The sequence below is a fragment of the Ramlibacter albus genome, assembly GCF_014297445.1.
Classification (GTDB): Bacteria; Pseudomonadota; Gammaproteobacteria; order Burkholderiales; family Burkholderiaceae_C; genus Ramlibacter; species Ramlibacter albus.
In genome coordinates, this window is the sequence record NZ_JACORU010000003.1 from 167,081 (window position 1) to 182,148 (window position 15,068).

The 15,068-nt window shown below is 66.4% G+C and carries 15 protein-coding genes; 1 reads left to right on the forward strand and 14 read right to left on the reverse strand.

Going from position 1 to position 15,068, the window contains the following annotated elements; genetic code table 11:
* The 14 genes from hisG to H8R02_RS10230 all read right to left on the reverse strand — a co-directional run bounded on the left by hisG (position 1) and on the right by H8R02_RS10230 (position 14,778).
* Positions 1–642, reverse strand: a complete 642-nt coding sequence (hisG, locus tag H8R02_RS10165) for an ATP phosphoribosyltransferase (RefSeq protein ID WP_187081286.1) — start codon at positions 640–642, stop codon at positions 1–3.
* Complete coding sequence (gene murA / locus H8R02_RS10170; protein WP_187081287.1) at positions 643–1,905, reverse strand: UDP-N-acetylglucosamine 1-carboxyvinyltransferase; 1,263 nt, start codon at positions 1,903–1,905, stop codon at positions 643–645.
* A 10-nt stretch (positions 1,906–1,915) separates the two neighbouring features.
* Complete coding sequence (locus H8R02_RS10175) at positions 1,916–2,164, reverse strand: BolA family protein (RefSeq protein WP_187081288.1); 249 nt, start codon at positions 2,162–2,164, stop codon at positions 1,916–1,918.
* Positions 2,165–2,167: 3 nt separating this feature from the next.
* Complete coding sequence (locus tag H8R02_RS10180) at positions 2,168–2,923, reverse strand: ABC transporter permease (protein ID WP_187081289.1); 756 nt, start codon at positions 2,921–2,923, stop codon at positions 2,168–2,170.
* Complete coding sequence (locus H8R02_RS10185) at positions 2,920–3,831, reverse strand: ABC transporter ATP-binding protein (RefSeq protein ID WP_187081290.1); 912 nt, start codon at positions 3,829–3,831, stop codon at positions 2,920–2,922. The genes H8R02_RS10180 and H8R02_RS10185 overlap by 4 nt, the downstream gene beginning before the upstream one ends.
* Positions 3,832–3,866: 35 nt before the next feature.
* Positions 3,867–4,139, reverse strand: coding sequence for an STAS domain-containing protein (locus tag H8R02_RS10190; RefSeq protein ID WP_187081291.1), 273 nt, complete (start codon positions 4,137–4,139; stop codon positions 3,867–3,869).
* Positions 4,139–4,780 (reverse strand): MlaC/ttg2D family ABC transporter substrate-binding protein, encoded by a 642-nt coding sequence (locus H8R02_RS10195; RefSeq protein WP_187081292.1) that lies wholly within the window; start codon positions 4,778–4,780, stop codon positions 4,139–4,141. Before H8R02_RS10195 ends, H8R02_RS10190 begins: the two co-directional genes overlap by 1 nt.
* A 66-nt stretch (positions 4,781–4,846) precedes the next feature.
* Entirely contained in the window at positions 4,847–5,620 is a 774-nt protein-coding gene (locus tag H8R02_RS10200; RefSeq protein WP_187081293.1) for an MlaA family lipoprotein, read from the reverse strand.
* Positions 5,617–6,081, reverse strand: a complete 465-nt coding sequence (mlaD, locus tag H8R02_RS10205; protein WP_187081294.1) for an outer membrane lipid asymmetry maintenance protein MlaD — start codon at positions 6,079–6,081, stop codon at positions 5,617–5,619. Before mlaD ends, H8R02_RS10200 begins: the two co-directional genes overlap by 4 nt.
* A gap of 10 nt (positions 6,082–6,091) precedes the next feature.
* Positions 6,092–6,874, reverse strand: a complete 783-nt coding sequence (mlaE, locus tag H8R02_RS10210) for a lipid asymmetry maintenance ABC transporter permease subunit MlaE (protein ID WP_187081295.1) — start codon at positions 6,872–6,874, stop codon at positions 6,092–6,094.
* Positions 6,871–7,686: an ABC transporter ATP-binding protein gene (locus H8R02_RS10215; protein WP_187081296.1), complete on the reverse strand. Its 816-nt coding sequence runs from the start codon at positions 7,684–7,686 to the stop codon at positions 6,871–6,873. The genes mlaE and H8R02_RS10215 overlap by 4 nt, the downstream gene beginning before the upstream one ends.
* A 55-nt stretch (positions 7,687–7,741) precedes the next feature.
* Positions 7,742–9,208, reverse strand: coding sequence for a glutamate synthase subunit beta (locus H8R02_RS10220; protein WP_187081297.1), 1,467 nt, complete (start codon positions 9,206–9,208; stop codon positions 7,742–7,744).
* A gap of 21 nt (positions 9,209–9,229) precedes the next feature.
* Positions 9,230–13,960 (reverse strand): glutamate synthase-related protein, encoded by a 4,731-nt coding sequence (locus H8R02_RS10225; RefSeq protein ID WP_187081298.1) that lies wholly within the window; start codon positions 13,958–13,960, stop codon positions 9,230–9,232.
* A gap of 128 nt (positions 13,961–14,088) precedes the next feature.
* A complete protein-coding gene (locus H8R02_RS10230) occupies positions 14,089–14,778 on the reverse strand; it encodes an REP-associated tyrosine transposase (protein ID WP_187081299.1) in 690 nt (229 codons plus the stop codon).
* Between the two features lie 105 nt (positions 14,779–14,883).
* Here H8R02_RS10230 and H8R02_RS10235 point away from each other — a divergent pair, with 105 nt between their 5' ends.
* The gene (locus H8R02_RS10235; protein WP_187081300.1) at positions 14,884–15,066 is read left to right on the forward strand and encodes a hypothetical protein; all 183 of its coding nucleotides are present in this window, start codon (positions 14,884–14,886) and stop codon (positions 15,064–15,066) included.
* The last annotated feature ends 2 nt before the right edge of the window (positions 15,067–15,068 follow it).

Here is a 15,068-nt window from a genome sequence, read left to right on the forward strand (position 1 = left end):
TCATTGCTTCGCGATCGCGGAAGCGAAATTGTCGATCAGGTGCCGGATGGGGGCCTGCTTCAGCTTGAGCGCGGCCTGGTTGACCACGAGCCGCGAGCTGATGTCCATGATGCGCTCGACCTCGACCAGGTTGTTGGCCTTGAGCGTGCCGCCGGTGGACACCAGGTCCACGATGGCGTCGGCCAGTCCCGTCAAGGGAGCCAGCTCCATGCTGCCGTAAAGCTTGATCAGGTCGACGTGCACGCCCTTGGCCGCGAAGAACTCGCGCGCGATGCCCACGTACTTGGTCGCCACCTTCAGGCGCGAGCCCTGGCGCACGGCGCTCGCGTAGTCGAAGTCGCTGCGCACGGCCACGCTGACGCGGCACTTGGCGATCTGCAGGTCCAGCGGCTGGTACAGGCCCGCGCCACCGTGCTCGATCAGCGTATCGAACCCCGTGACCCCCAGGTCCGCACCGCCGTACTGCACGTACGTGGGCACGTCGGTCGCCCGCACGATCACGACCCGCACCTCGGGGTTGGTCGTGCCGATGATCAGCTTGCGCGACTTGTCCGGGTCTTCCAGCACCTCGATCCCGGCGGCCTTGAGCAGCGGCAGGGTCTCGTCGAAGATGCGGCCCTTCGAGAGGGCGAGGGTGATCAATTACTGGACTCGTTCGATGTCGGCGCCGATGGAGCGCAATTTCGTCTCCATCTGTTCGTACCCACGGTCGAGATGATAGATGCGATCGACCAGGGTCTCGCCGTCCGCCACCAGCCCGGCGATCACCAGGCTGGCGGATGCGCGCAGGTCGGTGGCCATCACCACCGCGCCCGACAGCCGCTTCACGCCGTGGACCACCGCGAACTTGCCCTCCACGTGGATGTCCGCGCCGAGGCGCACGAGCTCGTTCACGTGCATGTAGCGGTTCTCGAAGATGTTCTCCGTGATCTTCGACGAGCCTTCCGAAATGCAGTTGAGCGCCATGAACTGCGCCTGCATGTCGGTGGGGAAACCGGGGTACTCCGTGGTGCGGAAGCTCTGGGCCGTCAGGCGCCCTTCGGACTGGATGCGGATGCCGCCATCGACGGCCGTCACTTTCGCACCGGCCTCGCGCAGCAGGTCGATGACCGCGCCAAGATGGTCGGCGCGCCCGTGCTTGAGCAGCACATCGCCGCCCGTGGCAGCCACGGCGCAAAGGAAGGTGCCGCACTCGATGCGGTCGCTCACCACGCGGTGCGTGCAGCCATGCAGCTTGTCCACGCCCTGGATGCGGATCTTCGGCGTGCCGTGGCCCTCGATCTTCGCGCCCATCCTGATGAGCATCTCGGCCAGGTCGACGATCTCCGGCTCCTGCGCCGCGTTCTCCAGCACCGTCTCGCCCTCGGCCAGCGACGCGGCCATCATGAAGTTCTCGGTGCCCGTGACCGTGATCATGTCGGTGGTGATGCTGGCGCCCTTCAGGCGCTCGCGCCCCTTCGGCAGCTTGGCGATCATGTAGCCGTGCTCCAGCACGATCTCGGCGCCCATCTGCTGCAGGCCCTTGATGTGCTGGTCCACCGGGCGCGAGCCGATCGCGCAGCCGCCCGGCAGCGAGACCGTGGCTTCACCGAAGCGGGCGAGCAGCGGGCCCAGCGCGAGCACCGACGCGCGCATGGTCTTCACCATCTCGTACGGCGCTTCGGGGAAGCTCAGGGGCCCGGCGTCGATCGTCACCGTATGGCCGTCGGTCGTCACGTCCACGCGCATGTTGCGGATGAGCTTGATCATCGTGGCCACGTCCTGCAGGCGCGGCACGTTCTGCAGCGTCACCGGTTCGGCCGTGAGCAACGCGGCGCACAGCTCCGGCAGGGCGGCGTTCTTGGCGCCGGAAACCTCGACCTCGCCGCGGAGCTGTTTGCCCCCGCGAATCAGCAGCTTGTCCATTGGAAATTCTTCAGTTGGGGTCGGTGCGCGCGGCCCACTCGGCCGGCGTGAATGTCTTCATCGACAAGGCATGCACCTCGTCGGTCTGCATTCTCGCACCCAGCGTCGCGTAAACGCGCTGGTGCCGCTGGATCGGACGCTTTCCGTCGAACTCGGCTGACACGATGAGCGCCTCCCAGTGGCGGCCGTCGCCCTGCACTTCGATGTGGTCGCACTTCAGGCCCGACGAAATGAGGGTCTTCAACTCATCAGCAGTCATGTTTCAGTTCCGGATCTTGTAGCCGATGCGAAGCAGGTGCACCGCGATGCCGCTCACGACGAGGAAGGCCGTGCCGACGATGCCCAGGCTCACCCACGGCGAGACGTCGCTCACGCCGAAGAAGCCGTAGCGGAAGCCGTCGATCATGTAGAAGAACGGGTTGAGGTGGCTCACACCCTGCCAGAAATCGGGCAGCGAGTGGATGGAATAGAACACGCCCGAGAGGAACGTCATCGGCATGATGATGAAGTTCTGGAAGGCGGCCATCTGGTCGAACTTCTCGGCCCACAGGCCGGCGATGACGCCGAGCGCGCCCAGCATGCCCGCGCCCAGCAGCCCGAAGGTGAGGATCCACAGCGGCGCCGCGAAACCCACCTTCGTGAACAAGGCCGTCACGATGAACACCCCGGTGCCCACGCACAGCCCGCGCGCGATCGACGAGCCCACGTAGGCCACGAACCAGCTCCAGTGCGACAGCGGCGTGAGCAGCAGGAAGACCAGGCTGCCCATGATCTTGCTCTGGATCAGCGACGACGAGCTGTTGGCGAACGAGTTCTGCAGCACGCTCATCATCACGAGCCCGGGCACGAGGAAGGCCGTGTAGTCGATGCGGTCGTAGACCTTCACGCGGCCTTCGAGCACGTGGCCGAAGATAAGCAGGTAAAGCAGCGCGGTGAGCACCGGTGCGGCGACGGTCTGGAACGCAACCTTCCAGAAGCGCAGCACCTCTTTGTAGAGAAGGGTCTGCCAACCGTTCATACGGCGGCCTTCTCGGCCATCACGTCGAGGAACACGTCCTCGAGGTCGGCCTTGCGCACTTCGACATCCTCGACGCTCAGGCCTGCTTCGCGGATCACGGCGAGGTATTGCTCGATCTCGTGTGCGTCGTGCGCGGGCAGCTGCACGATGCGGCCGGTGACGCGCGCCTTGTTCTCGAATTCGGCCGGCAGCGCGCCATCGAGCTTGAAGCGCAGCACGTTGCTGGAGGCGGCCTTGAGCAGGTCGCTCGTGCGCTCCAGCGCCACCACGCGCCCTTGCTTGAGCATGGCGATGCGGCCGCACAGCGCCTCGGCTTCTTCGAGATAGTGCGTGGTGAGCAGCACGGTGTGGCCCTGCTTGTTCAGGCGCGCGATGAACTGCCACAGCGTCTGGCGCAGCTCGACGTCCACACCGGCGGTGGGTTCGTCGAGCACGATCACGGGCGGGCGATGCACGAGTGCTTGCGCGACGAGCACCCGGCGCTTCATGCCGCCGGAGAGCTGGCGCATGTTCGCCTTCGCCTTGTCGGCGAGGCCCAGGCTTTCCAGCAGCTCGTCGATCCACGCATCGTTGTTGCGCACGCCGAAGTAGCCGGACTGGATGCGCAATGCCTCGCGCACGGTGAAGAAGGGGTCGAAGACGAGCTCCTGCGGCACGACGCCGAGCTTGCGGCGCGCATCGGCGTAGTCGGCCTGCACGTCGTGGCCGTGCACGCGCACGCTACCCGACGTCGCCCGCACGAGGCCCGCGAGGATGCTGATGAGGGTGGTCTTGCCTGCGCCGTTCGGCCCGAGCAGGCCGAAGAACTCGCCCTCCTCGATGTCGAAGCTCACGCCGTCGAGGGCCTTGAAGGCACCGCGCCCGGCGGCATAGGTCTTGGAGACGGACTGGAAGGAGACTGCCGGCATGGGAAGCCGGTGATTTTATCGGGCGGCCGAAAGGCTTACGGCGCGGCGGGTAGGAGCTCGCCCACGCCATAGAGCGTGGCGAGGTCCCGCAACCGCGAAGGCATGCCGTGCACGGCGAAGGTCTTGCCCAGCGCCAATGCCTCGCGCCGGCAGTCCAGAAGCACGGCCAGGGCGGAGGAATCGAACGCCCGCAAGGCCGATGCATCGGCAATCGCCTGCGCACCGGGAATCGCGCGCAGCCCCTGCGCGAGCATGCGGCAGCAGGCGGCCGCGTGCTCGTGCGTCAACTGCGCGGGAAGGACCAGCATCAGCCCTTCTTCGCGTTGGACTTGTTGCGTTCGGCGAGCGCGGCGATCAGGCCGTCCACGCCCTTGCTGTTGATCTCCTGCGCGAACTGGCTGCGGTACGTTTCCACCAGCCAGACGCCCAGCACGTTCAGGTTGTAGATCTTCCAGCCCGCGCCCTGCCCCGGAGTCTTCTCCAGGCGGTAGTCGAGCTGGATCGGGTCGCCGCGGCCGCGGATCTCGGTGCGCACGACGACCTCGGGGTCGGTGGGCGACGCACGCAGCGGTTTCACCGACACCGTCTGGTCGTCCACCTGCGCCAGCGCGCCGGAGTACGTGCGCACGAGCAGCGTCTTGAACTCGTCCTGCAGGCGCTTCTGCTGCTCGGGCGTCGCCTGGCGCCACGCGGGGCCAACCGCGGCAGCGGTCATGCGCTGGAAGTTCACGTTCGGCATGATCTTGCTGTCGACCAGCAGCATGATCTTCGACACGTCGCCACTTTGCAGGCTCTTGTCGGCCTTGATGCTGGCGAGCACGTCGTCCGACAGGCGCTTGATCAGCGCGTCGGGCGCTTCGTCGGCCGCCATGGCAACCGGCGCAACACCGGCCATGAACGCCACGGTGGCGAAGGCGGCGGCCCAGCGGCCGAGTACACGTCGTTTCATTCGAATCCTTTCAACGCAAAGGCTGTGCAGTGCAATTGGAGCCCGCCCGGACGGCGGGGTTCCCCCTTAACGCGTGGGCGCGCTGGCGGGTTGTCCGGGCGTTTGCGCCGGCGGCTCATCCTTCGGGGTCTGGCCGTCGGTGCGGTCGTCCTGCTTTTCGCGGCCGATCTCGGCGCGCCGGCGCTGCAGGTACGCGTCCCGGGTGAAGGTGTACCTGTCGAGCGAGGCTTCGTTCAGCACCTCGCCGACACGCAGCAGGTTGGCGCGCTGGTCCACGGCGCGGATGCCGTACAGCGTGTGGCGCACCCCCTCGTTGCTGGTGTAGTGCACGAGGTCGCCGCGGCGGTCGACCGGCAGCGCCAGCGTGTCGCGCAGCGTGGAGGGGCCGAGGAAGGGCAGCACGATGTAGGGGCCGGCCGGCACGCCGTAGCGCCCCAGCGTCTGGCCGAAATCCTCCTTGTGGCGCTCGATGTTGAATTCGCTCGCGAGGTCGAGGATGCCGCCGAGGCCGAAGACGGTGTTCACGTGGAACCGCATCAGGTTCTCGAACGCGTTGGGGATCTTCAGTTGCAGCGCACTGTTCGCGGCCGACCACAGGTCGCCGAGGTTGCCGAAGAAGTTGGACACGCCCGTGCGCACCAGCGGCGGCACCGCCCTCCGGTAGGCCGTGGCCACCGGCTTGAGCAGCATCTGGTCGAGGCCGTCGTTGAACTTCGTGATCTCGCGGTTCATGGGTTCGAACGGGTCCGCGGGGTTGCGTTCGGCGAGCGAGGCGCAGCCGCCCAGGCCGGCGAGGGCCACGGCGGCCAGTGCGAGCACGAAGAGTTTCTTGATCTTCATTTCTTCCCTTCGGCCGCCTTGTTGTACAGGAATTGCCCGATCAGGTTCTCGAGCACGACGGCCGACTGTGTAGTAGTAATGGTATCCCCAGCCGCCAAAACCTTGTCGTCCGCTCCGGCTTCCACGCCGATATATTGCTCGCCGAGCAGGCCGCTCGTCAGGATCTTCAGGGAGCTGTCCTTGGGGAAGCGGTAGCTGTTGTCGAGCGCCAGCGTCACGCGGGCCTGGTAGCTCTTGTCGTCGAAGCCGATGGATTCCACCCGGCCGACCACGACGCCCGCGCTCTTGACCGCCGCTCGCGGCTTGAGGCCGCCGATGTTGTCGAACTTCGCGGTGACCTTGTACGTCGGCTGGAAGCTGAGGGACAGCAGGTTGGCCGACTGCAGCGCGAGGAAGAGCACGGCGGCCGCGCCGATGAGCACGAACAGGCCGACCCACAAATCGTTCTTCGAGCGTTCCATAGCCGATCCCCTAGATACTGAACATCAATGCGGTGAGGACGAAGTCGAGCCCCAGCACCGCGAGCGAGGCCATCACGACCGTGCGCGTGGTCGCCCGCGACACGCCTTCTGGCGTGGGCTGCGCCACGTAGCCTTGCAGCAGCGCGACGAAGGTGACCGTCACGCCGAACACGAAGCTCTTGACGATGCCGTTGCCGACGTCCTTGAACACGTCGACGCCGCCTTGCATCTGGCTCCAGAAGGCGCCGGCATCGACACCGATCATCACGACGCCCACGACATAGCCGCCGAGGATGCCGACCGCGCTGAACACCGCGGCGAGCAGCGGCATCGCGATGACGCCGGCCCAGAAGCGCGGCGCGAGGATGCGGCGCACCGGGTCCACGGCCATCATCTCCATCGCCGAGAGCTGCTCGCCGGCCTTCATGAGGCCGATCTCCGCTGTCAGCGAGGTGCCCGCGCGGCCCGCGAACAGCAAGGCGGTGACGACCGGCCCCAGCTCGCGCACCAGGCTCAGGGCGACCAGCAGGCCGAGTGCTTCGGAGGAACCGTAGCGTTGCAGCGTGTAGTAACCCTGCAGGCCGAGCACGAAGCCGACGAACAGCCCCGACACCGTGATGATCGCCAGCGAGTAGTTGCCGAGGAAATGCACCTGGTCGCGCACGAGGCCGAAGCGGCGCATGGTGGCGCCGAACAGCGCGACGAGCCGCTGGAACAAGCGCGTGGCGTAGCCGATGTCGGCCAGCTTGGAGCGCGCGGCGAAGCCGACGTCGGCGGGGTTGTACCAGCTCATCCGAGGCCTCCGCCGAAGTCCTGCGCGACCGTGGGGCCGGGGTAGTGGAAGTGCACGGGGCCCTCGGGCTCGGCGTTCACGAACTGGTGCACGAGCGGGTTGGTGGAGGCCTTGACTTCCGCCGGTGTGCCCTGCGCAGCGATCTTGCCGTTGGCCAGGATGATCACCTGGTCGGCGATGTGGAAGGTTTCCTCGAGGTCGTGCGAGACGACGATGCTCGTGATGCCCAGCGTGTCGTTCAGCCGCCGGATCAGTTGCGCCGCCGTGCCAAGCGAGATCGGGTCAAGCCCCGCGAAGGGTTCGTCGTACATGACGAGGTCGGGGTCGAGCGCGATCGCACGCGCCAGCGCCACGCGCCGCGCCATGCCGCCCGACACCTCGGAGGGCATCAGGTCGCGCGCGCCGCGCAGGCCCACGGCGTTGAGCTTCATGAGCACGATGTCGCGGATGAGGGCCTCGGGCAGCTCCGTGTGTTCACGCAATGGGAACGCGACGTTGTCGAACACCGAGAGGTCGGTGAAGAGCGCACCGAACTGGAACAGCATGCCCATGCGGCGCCGCGCCGCATAGAGGCCTGCCGGGTCCAGCTTGCCGACATCCTGCCCGTCGAAGAGCAGCTCGCCCTTGTTCGGCCGCACCTGCCCGCCCACGAGGCGCAGCACCGTCGTCTTGCCGCCGCCGGACGCACCCATGAGCGCCGTCACCTTGCCGCGCGGCACGGTGAAACTCACGTTGTCGAGGATCAGGCGCTGGCCGTAGCCGAACGAGAGGTTGCGGCATTCGACCAGCACCGACGGGTCGGTTGCGGTCATCCGGGGATGGGTCAGGGAAACCCCGGATGATACGGGTTCGGATCTTTTCTGATTGTTAGCGTGGCAGGTCGCTGAAACCCATCAGGAATTCATCGACCGCTCGCGCCGCCTGCCGGCCTTCGCGGATCGCCCAGACCACGAGCGATTGGCCGCGGCGCATGTCGCCCGCGGCGAACACCTTGGGTACGTTGGTGGCGTAGCCGCCGGTGAAATCCGTCGTCGCCTTGGCGTTGCCGCGCGCGTCCTTGTCGACGCCGAAGCCTTCCAGGATGGTCTGGACGGGGCTCACGAAGCCCATGGCCAGCAGCACGAGGTCGGCCTTGTATTCCTTCTCGGTGCCGGGCACTTCCTCGAACTTGCCGTTCTTGAACTCCACCTGCACCGTCTTGAGGCCCGTGACCTTGCCCTTCTCGCCCATGAACTCCTTGGTGGCGATGGCGAATTCGCGCTCGCAACCTTCCTCGTGCGAGGAGCTGGTGCGCAGCTTGTACGGCCAGTAGGGCCAGGTCAGCGCCTTGTTCTCCTGCTCGGGCGGCATAGGCATCAGCTCGAACTGCACCACGCTCTTGGCGCCATGGCGGTTGCTCGTGCCCACGCAGTCGCTGCCGGTGTCGCCGCCGCCGATCACGATGACGTGCTTGCCGTCGGCGCGGATCTGGCCCTTGACCTTGTCGCCGGCGTTGATCTTGTTCTGCTGCGGCAGGAACTCCATCGCGAAATGGATGCCGTCGAGGTCGCGGCCGGGCACCGGCAGGTCGCGCGACTGCTCGGCGCCGCCGGTGAGCACCACGGCATCGAAATCCTTCTGCAGTTGCTGCGGGTCGATGGTTTCCTTGGCCCAGTTCGTGACCTTGGAGCCCTCGGGCAGCTTGCCGATCATCACGCCGGTGCGGATCGTCACGCCTTCGGCCTTCATCTGGTCAACCCGGCGGTCGATGTGGTGCTTCTCCATCTTGAAGTCGGGGATGCCGTAGCGCAGCAGGCCGCCGATGCGGTCGTTCTTCTCGAACAGCGTCACGTCGTGGCCCGCGCGCGCGAGTTGCTGCGCAGCCGCCATACCCGCCGGGCCGGAGCCGACCACCGCCACCTTCTTGCCCGTCTTGACGCGCGCAACGCGCGGCTTCACCCAGCCGTTTTCCCATGCGCGGTCGGCGATGGCGTGCTCGATCGACTTGATGCCGACGGGGTCGTCGTTGTAGTTGAGCGTGCAGGCCGCCTCGCACGGCGCCGGGCAGATACGGCCGGTGAACTCCGGGAAGTTGTTGGTGGAGTCCAGCACCGTGAAGGCGTTGGCCCAGTCCTGCCGGTACACCAGGTCGTTGAAGTCCGGGATGATGTTGTTGACGGGGCAGCCCGAGTTGCAGAACGGGATGCCGCAGTCCATGCAGCGCGCGCCCTGCACCTTGGCCTGCTCGTTCGTGAGGCCGACCACGAACTCCTTGTAGTGCTTCACGCGCTCCTTGACGGGCTTGTAGCCCTCCTCGATGCGCTCGTATTCCAGGAAGCCGGTGACTTTACCCATGACTCTTGATTCCTCGTCCTCTTACTTCGCCGGCGCCGGCTCGTGCTTCATCGCGACGTGGGCATTGTTGCCCGTGCTCGCGAGCTCCACTTCGCGTTCGTACATTTCCGCGAGCGCGCGCTTGTACTCGTTGGGGAACACCTTGACGAACTTCGTGCGCGCGACCTGCCAGTTGTCCAGCAGCTCGCGGGCGCGGCGGCTGCCGGTCCAGCGGTTGTGGTCCTCCAGCAGCTTGCGCAGCAGCGCCTCGTCGGTCTGGTCGCGGTGCAGCTTGGTCTTGCCGGCGTTGGCCTGCTGTTCCGCCGTGGTGCCCACGCGGTCGAGCGACACCATCGTGGTGTTGCAGCGGCTCGCGAACTGGCCGTCCTCGTCGTACACGTAGGCGATGCCGCCCGACATGCCCGCCGCGAAGTTGCGGCCGGTCTTGCCGAGCACCAGCACCGTGCCGCCGGTCATGTACTCGCAGCCGTGGTCGCCGGTGCCTTCGACGACCGCCGTCGCGCCCGACAGGCGCACCGCGAAGCGCTCGCCGGCCACGCCGCTGAAGAACGCCTCGCCGCTGGTCGCGCCGTACAGCGCCGTGTTGCCGATGATGATGTTGTCGGTGGCGATGCCGCGGAAGTCGATCGACGGGCGCACCACCACGCGGCCGCCGGACAGGCCCTTGCCGGTGTAGTCGTTCGCATCGCCGATCAGGTACAGCGTGACGCCCTTGGTGAGGAACGCACCGAACGACTGGCCGCCCGTGCCTTCCATCTGGATGAACACGGTGTGGTCCGGCAGGCCCTCGGGGTGCACCTTGGTGATCGCGCCGGAGAGCATCGCGCCGACCGAGCGGTTCACGTTGCGCGCGACCTCGATGAACTGCACCTTCTCGCCGCGCTCGATGGCGGCGCGCGACTTCTCGATCAGGCGAACGTCGAGGCTCTTGTCGAGCTTGTGGTCCTGCTCCTCGCAGTGGAAGCGCGGCACGTCGGCCGGCACTTTCGGCTGCGCGAAGAGGCGGGAGAAGTCCAGCCCGCGCGCCTTCCAGTGCGCGATGCCCTTGCGCATGTCGAGCAGGTCCGCTCGGCCGATCAGGTCGTCGAACTTGCGGATGCCCAGCTGCGCCATGATCTGGCGCACTTCCTCGGCGACGAAGAAGAAGTAGTTGACCACGTGCTCGGGCTTGCCCGAGAACTTGGCGCGCAGCACGGGGTCCTGCGTGGCCACGCCCACCGGGCAGGTGTTGAGGTGGCACTTGCGCATCATGATGCAGCCCTCGACCACCAGCGGCGCGGTGGCGAAGCCGAATTCGTCCGCGCCCAGCAGCGCGCCGATGGCGACGTCGCGGCCGGTCTTCATCTGGCCGTCGGCCTGCACGCGGATGCGGCCGCGCAGGCGGTTGAGCACCAGCGTCTGCTGCGTCTCGGCCAGGCCGATTTCCCACGGCGAGCCCGCGTGCTTGATCGACGACCAGGGCGACGCGCCCGTGCCGCCGTCATGGCCCGCGATCACCACGTGGTCGGCCTTGCACTTGGCAACGCCGGCGGCGATCGTGCCCACGCCGACTTCCGAGACCAGCTTCACGCTGATGGAGGCATGCGTCGCCACGTTCTTCAGGTCGTGGATCAGCTGCGCGAGGTCCTCGATCGAATAGATGTCGTGGTGCGGCGGCGGGGAGATGAGGCCCACGCCCGGCACCGAGTAGCGCAGCTTTCCGATGTACTTGGACACCTTGCCGCCGGGCAGCTGGCCGCCCTCGCCCGGCTTGGCGCCCTGCGCCATCTTGATCTGGATCTGGTCGGACGACGACAGGTATTCCGCCGTCACGCCGAAACGGCCGGACGCCACCTGCTTGATGCGCGAGCGCAGCGAGTCGCCGTCCTTCAGCGGGATGTCGACCTCGACCACGTCCTTGCCGATGATCTCGGCCATCGTCTGGCCGGTCTTGATCGGGATGCCCTTGAGTTCCTGGCGGTAGCGCGCGGGGTCCTCGCCGCCTTCGCCGGTGTTGCTCTTGCCGCCGATGCGGTTCATGGCGAGTGCGAGCGTCGCGTGCGCTTCGGTGGAGATGGAGCCGAGCGACATCGCGCCGGTGGCGAAGCGCTTGACGATCTCCTTGGCGGGCTCGACTTCATCGAGCGGAATCGCCTTGGCGGGATCGACCTTGAACTCGAACAGGCCGCGCAGCGTCATGTGGCGGCGGCTCTGGTCGTTGATGATCTGCGCGTATTCCTTGTACGTGTTGAAGTTGTTCGCGCGGGTGGAGTGCTGCAGCTTGGCGATGGCGTCGGGCGTCCACATGTGCTCCTCGCCGCGCGTGCGCCAGGCGTACTCGCCGCCGGCGTCGAGCATGGAGGCGAGCACGGGGTCGTCACCGAAGGCGGCCTTGTGCGAGCGGATCGCTTCTTCCGCGATCTCGAACACGCCGATGCCTTCCACGCGGCTGGAGGTGCCGGTGAAGTACTTCTCGATCGTGTCGCTGTTCAGGCCGATCGCCTCGAACAGCTGCGCGCCGCAGTACGACATGTACGTGGACACGCCCATCTTGGACATGATCTTCGACAGGCCCTTGCCGATGGCCTTGACGTAGTTGTAGATCGCCTTGTCGGGCGACAGGTCGCCGGGCAGGTCCTTGTGGATGGAGACCAGCGTTTCCATCGCGAGGTAGGGGTGCACGGCTTCCGCGCCGTAGCCCGCGAGCACGCCGAAGTGGTGCACTTCGCGCGCGCTGCCCGTCTCGACCACGAGGCCGGCGGTCGTGCGCAGGCCCTCGCGGATCAGGTGCTGGTGGATCGACGACAGCGCCAGCAGCGCGGGGATGGCCACCTTGCCGGGGGCGACGCCGCGGTCGCTGATGATCAGGATGTTCATGCCCGAACGCAGCGCGTCCACGGCTTCGGCGTTCAGCGAAGCCAGCTTCGCTTCGACACCCTCATGGCCCCACGACAGCGGGTAGGTGATGTCGAGCGTGTAGCTGCGGAACTTGCCGTGCGTGTGCTTCTCGATCTCGCGCAGCTTCTGCATGTCCGCGAAGTCGAGGATCGGCTGCGTCACTTCGAGACGCATCGGCGGGTTGACCTGGTTGATGTCCAGCAGGTTCGGCTTGGGGCCGATGAAGGACACCAGCGACATCACGATCGCCTCGCGGATCGGGTCGATCGGCGGGTTCGTCACCTGGGCGAACAGCTGCTTGAAGTAGTTGTAGAGCGGCTTGTTCTTGTCAGAGAGCACGGCCAGCGGGCTGTCGTTGCCCATCGAGCCCACGCCCTCTTCGCCGGCCTGCGCCATGGGCGACATCAGGAACTTGATGTCCTCCTGCGTGTAGCCGAAGGCCTGCTGGCGGTCGAGCAACTCCACGTCGCTGTGCGGCGCGGTGCCGGACGTGTCCGTGAGGTCATCGAGCTTGATTCGCAGGTTCTCGATCCACTGCTTGTAGGGCTTGCTGTTCGCGAGCGAGGCCTTCAGCTCCTCGTCGTCGATCATGCGGCCCTGCTCCAGGTCGATCAGGAACATCTTGCCGGGCTGCAGGCGCCACTTGCGCACGATCTTGTTCTCGGGCACCGGCAGCACGCCGGACTCGGACGCCATGATCACGAGGTCGTCGTCGGTGATGCAGTAGCGCGAGGGGCGCAGGCCGTTGCGGTCCAGCGTGGCGCCGATCTGGCGGCCGTCGGTGAACACGATGGAGGCCGGGCCGTCCCACGGCTCGAGCATCGAGGCGTGGTATTCGTAGAAGGCCTTGCGGCGCTCGTCCATCAGCGTGTGCTGCTCCCACGGCTCGGGGATCATCATCATGACCGCGTGGGCCAGCGAGTAGCCGCCCATGGTGAGCAGCTCCAGGCAGTTGTCGAACGTGGCGGTGTCGGACTGGTCGGGGAAGCTGATGGGGTACAGCTTCTTCAGGTCGTTCCCCAGCACGGGCGAGGACATCACGCCTTCGCGCGCGCGCATCCAGTTGTAGTTGCCCTTGACCGTGTTGATCTCGCCGTTGTGGGCGACGTAGCGGTACGGGTGCGCGAGCGGCCACTCGGGGAAGGTGTTGGTGGAGAAGCGCTGGTGCACGAGGCCGAGCGCGGACACGCAGCGCGCGTCCTGCAGGTCCTTGAAGTACACGCCCACCTGGTCGGCCAGCAGCAGGCCCTTGTAGATGACGGTGCGGCTGGAGAAGCTGGGCACGTAGTACTCCTTGGAGTACTTGAGCTTGAGCTTCTGGATCGCGGCGCTGGCCGTCTTGCGGATCACGTACAGCTTGCGCTCCAGCGCTTCCTGCACGATGACGTCGGTGCCGCGGCCCACGAACACCTGGCGGATGATCGGCTCCTTCTTGCGCACGGCGGGCGACATCGGCATCTCCGAGTCCACGGGCACGTCGCGCCAGCCGAGCAGCACCTGGCCTTCGGCCTTGATCGCGCGCTCCATTTCCTGCTCGCAGGCCAGGCGCGAAGCGTGTTCCTTCGGCAGGAAGATCATGCCGACGCCGTACTCGCCAACCGGCGGCAGCTCGACGCCCTGCTTGGCCATCTCGTCGCGGTACAGCGCGTCGGGCAGCTGGATCAGGATGCCCGCACCGTCGCCCATCAGCTTGTCGGCGCCCACGGCGCCGCGATGGTCGAGGTTCTCGAGGATCTTCAGTGCCTGCTGGACGATGCCGTGGCTCTTCTCGCCCTTGATGTGCGCCACGAAGCCCACACCGCACGCGTCGTGCTCGTTGGACGCCGAATACAGGCCCTGTTCTTGCAAATACTCTTTCTCGGCAGCCGTATCCATGGCGCACTCCTTCTAATCCGGGGAAACCCGAGGATAGTGCACCGCAACACCCTTTGCCAAGCAAATTAATTGGGGTCAGATTCCAATTTTCTTGGTGGCTCGACGCTGCAAACTAAATTGGGGACAGATTAAATCTCTTTCCGGGGCCTCCCCGAACGTGCCTTGGTGATACGGCGCTCGGTGCGCCGCTGGAGGTCGGCGACATAGTCCGGCTCACCCAGCGCCCAGCCGCGGAGGGCCGAATCCGTGAGCACCCTCTGCTGCTCCGCGGAAACGCCGTGCTGGACAAGTTGCTGGTAAGCGGCCTCGCGCGCGAACGGCGTGTTTCCCATCTCCCAATAGATCGGGTGCGGCGTGACGAGACGGTCCGGCCGGCGCCCGGCATACATGCCATAGCTGGACCATGGATAAAGCCCTGGCTCGGAAACGAGCCCCGCCCGGACCGGGTTCAGGTCGATGTACGCCATGCACGCGAGCAGGTAGCGCTCGGCCTGGATCAGCGTCGACTTGTAGCGCCCCTCCCAGAGCGTCCCGGTGCGCGACTGCCGCTGGTTGAAGTAGCGCACGTAGCGCCGCCCCACCGACTGCATCACCTGCGGGATGCCCTCCACCGTGTCCGGCGTTGCCAGCAGGTGGAAGTGATTGCTCATCAACACGTAGGCATGGATCGCCACGTGTTCCTTCTTCGAGTGCTCCAGCAGCATGTCCAGCAGGACTTCGTAGTCCGCCGTGGCCGCGAAGATGGCCTGCCGGTTGTTGCCGCGCTGGATGATGTGGTGGGGGTAGCCTGCGACGGTCAGGCGCGGGAGGCGGGCCATCGGGCGATCATAAATTGGAATCTGACCCCAATTTTTGGCGGCGGCGGCTGACAGGGCTGCGGCCCCCGGACGAGCAACATGGCGACTGCGAAAAGGGAGAAAGCCATGTCGTTTGCCCTCTACATGCTGGGCTTCCTGGTCTTCATCGCGGGCGTCATCTGGGCGTGCGTGGTGGCCGGGGTGCCGCAGCTCTACATCATGATCGGCGCGGTGATCCTGCTCGGGATCGGCATCCTGTCGGCGGTGAGCCGCACGCGGGCCAAGGACCCGCCGGTGCCGCGCGACTAAGC

Coding starts and splice junctions, on each gene's coding strand:
- murA (WP_187081287.1), bottom strand. CDS start 1,905: ATGGACAAGCTGCTGATTCGCGGGGGCAAACAGCTCCGCGGCGAGGTC.
- H8R02_RS10175 (WP_187081288.1), bottom strand. CDS start 2,164: ATGACTGCTGATGAGTTGAAGACCCTCATTTCGTCGGGCCTGAAGTGC.
- H8R02_RS10180 (WP_187081289.1), bottom strand. CDS start 2,923: ATGAACGGTTGGCAGACCCTTCTCTACAAAGAGGTGCTGCGCTTCTGG.
- H8R02_RS10185 (WP_187081290.1), bottom strand. CDS start 3,831: ATGCCGGCAGTCTCCTTCCAGTCCGTCTCCAAGACCTATGCCGCCGGG.
- H8R02_RS10190 (WP_187081291.1), bottom strand. CDS start 4,139: ATGCTGGTCCTTCCCGCGCAGTTGACGCACGAGCACGCGGCCGCCTGC.
- H8R02_RS10195 (WP_187081292.1), bottom strand. CDS start 4,780: ATGAAACGACGTGTACTCGGCCGCTGGGCCGCCGCCTTCGCCACCGTG.
- H8R02_RS10200 (WP_187081293.1), bottom strand. CDS start 5,620: ATGAAGATCAAGAAACTCTTCGTGCTCGCACTGGCCGCCGTGGCCCTC.
- mlaD (WP_187081294.1), bottom strand. CDS start 6,081: ATGGAACGCTCGAAGAACGATTTGTGGGTCGGCCTGTTCGTGCTCATC.
- mlaE (WP_187081295.1), bottom strand. CDS start 6,874: ATGAGCTGGTACAACCCCGCCGACGTCGGCTTCGCCGCGCGCTCCAAG.
- H8R02_RS10215 (WP_187081296.1), bottom strand. CDS start 7,686: ATGACCGCAACCGACCCGTCGGTGCTGGTCGAATGCCGCAACCTCTCG.
- H8R02_RS10220 (WP_187081297.1), bottom strand. CDS start 9,208: ATGGGTAAAGTCACCGGCTTCCTGGAATACGAGCGCATCGAGGAGGGC.
- H8R02_RS10225 (WP_187081298.1), bottom strand. CDS start 13,960: ATGGATACGGCTGCCGAGAAAGAGTATTTGCAAGAACAGGGCCTGTAT.
- H8R02_RS10230 (WP_187081299.1), bottom strand. CDS start 14,778: ATGGCCCGCCTCCCGCGCCTGACCGTCGCAGGCTACCCCCACCACATC.
- H8R02_RS10235 (WP_187081300.1), top strand. CDS start 14,884: ATGTCGTTTGCCCTCTACATGCTGGGCTTCCTGGTCTTCATCGCGGGC.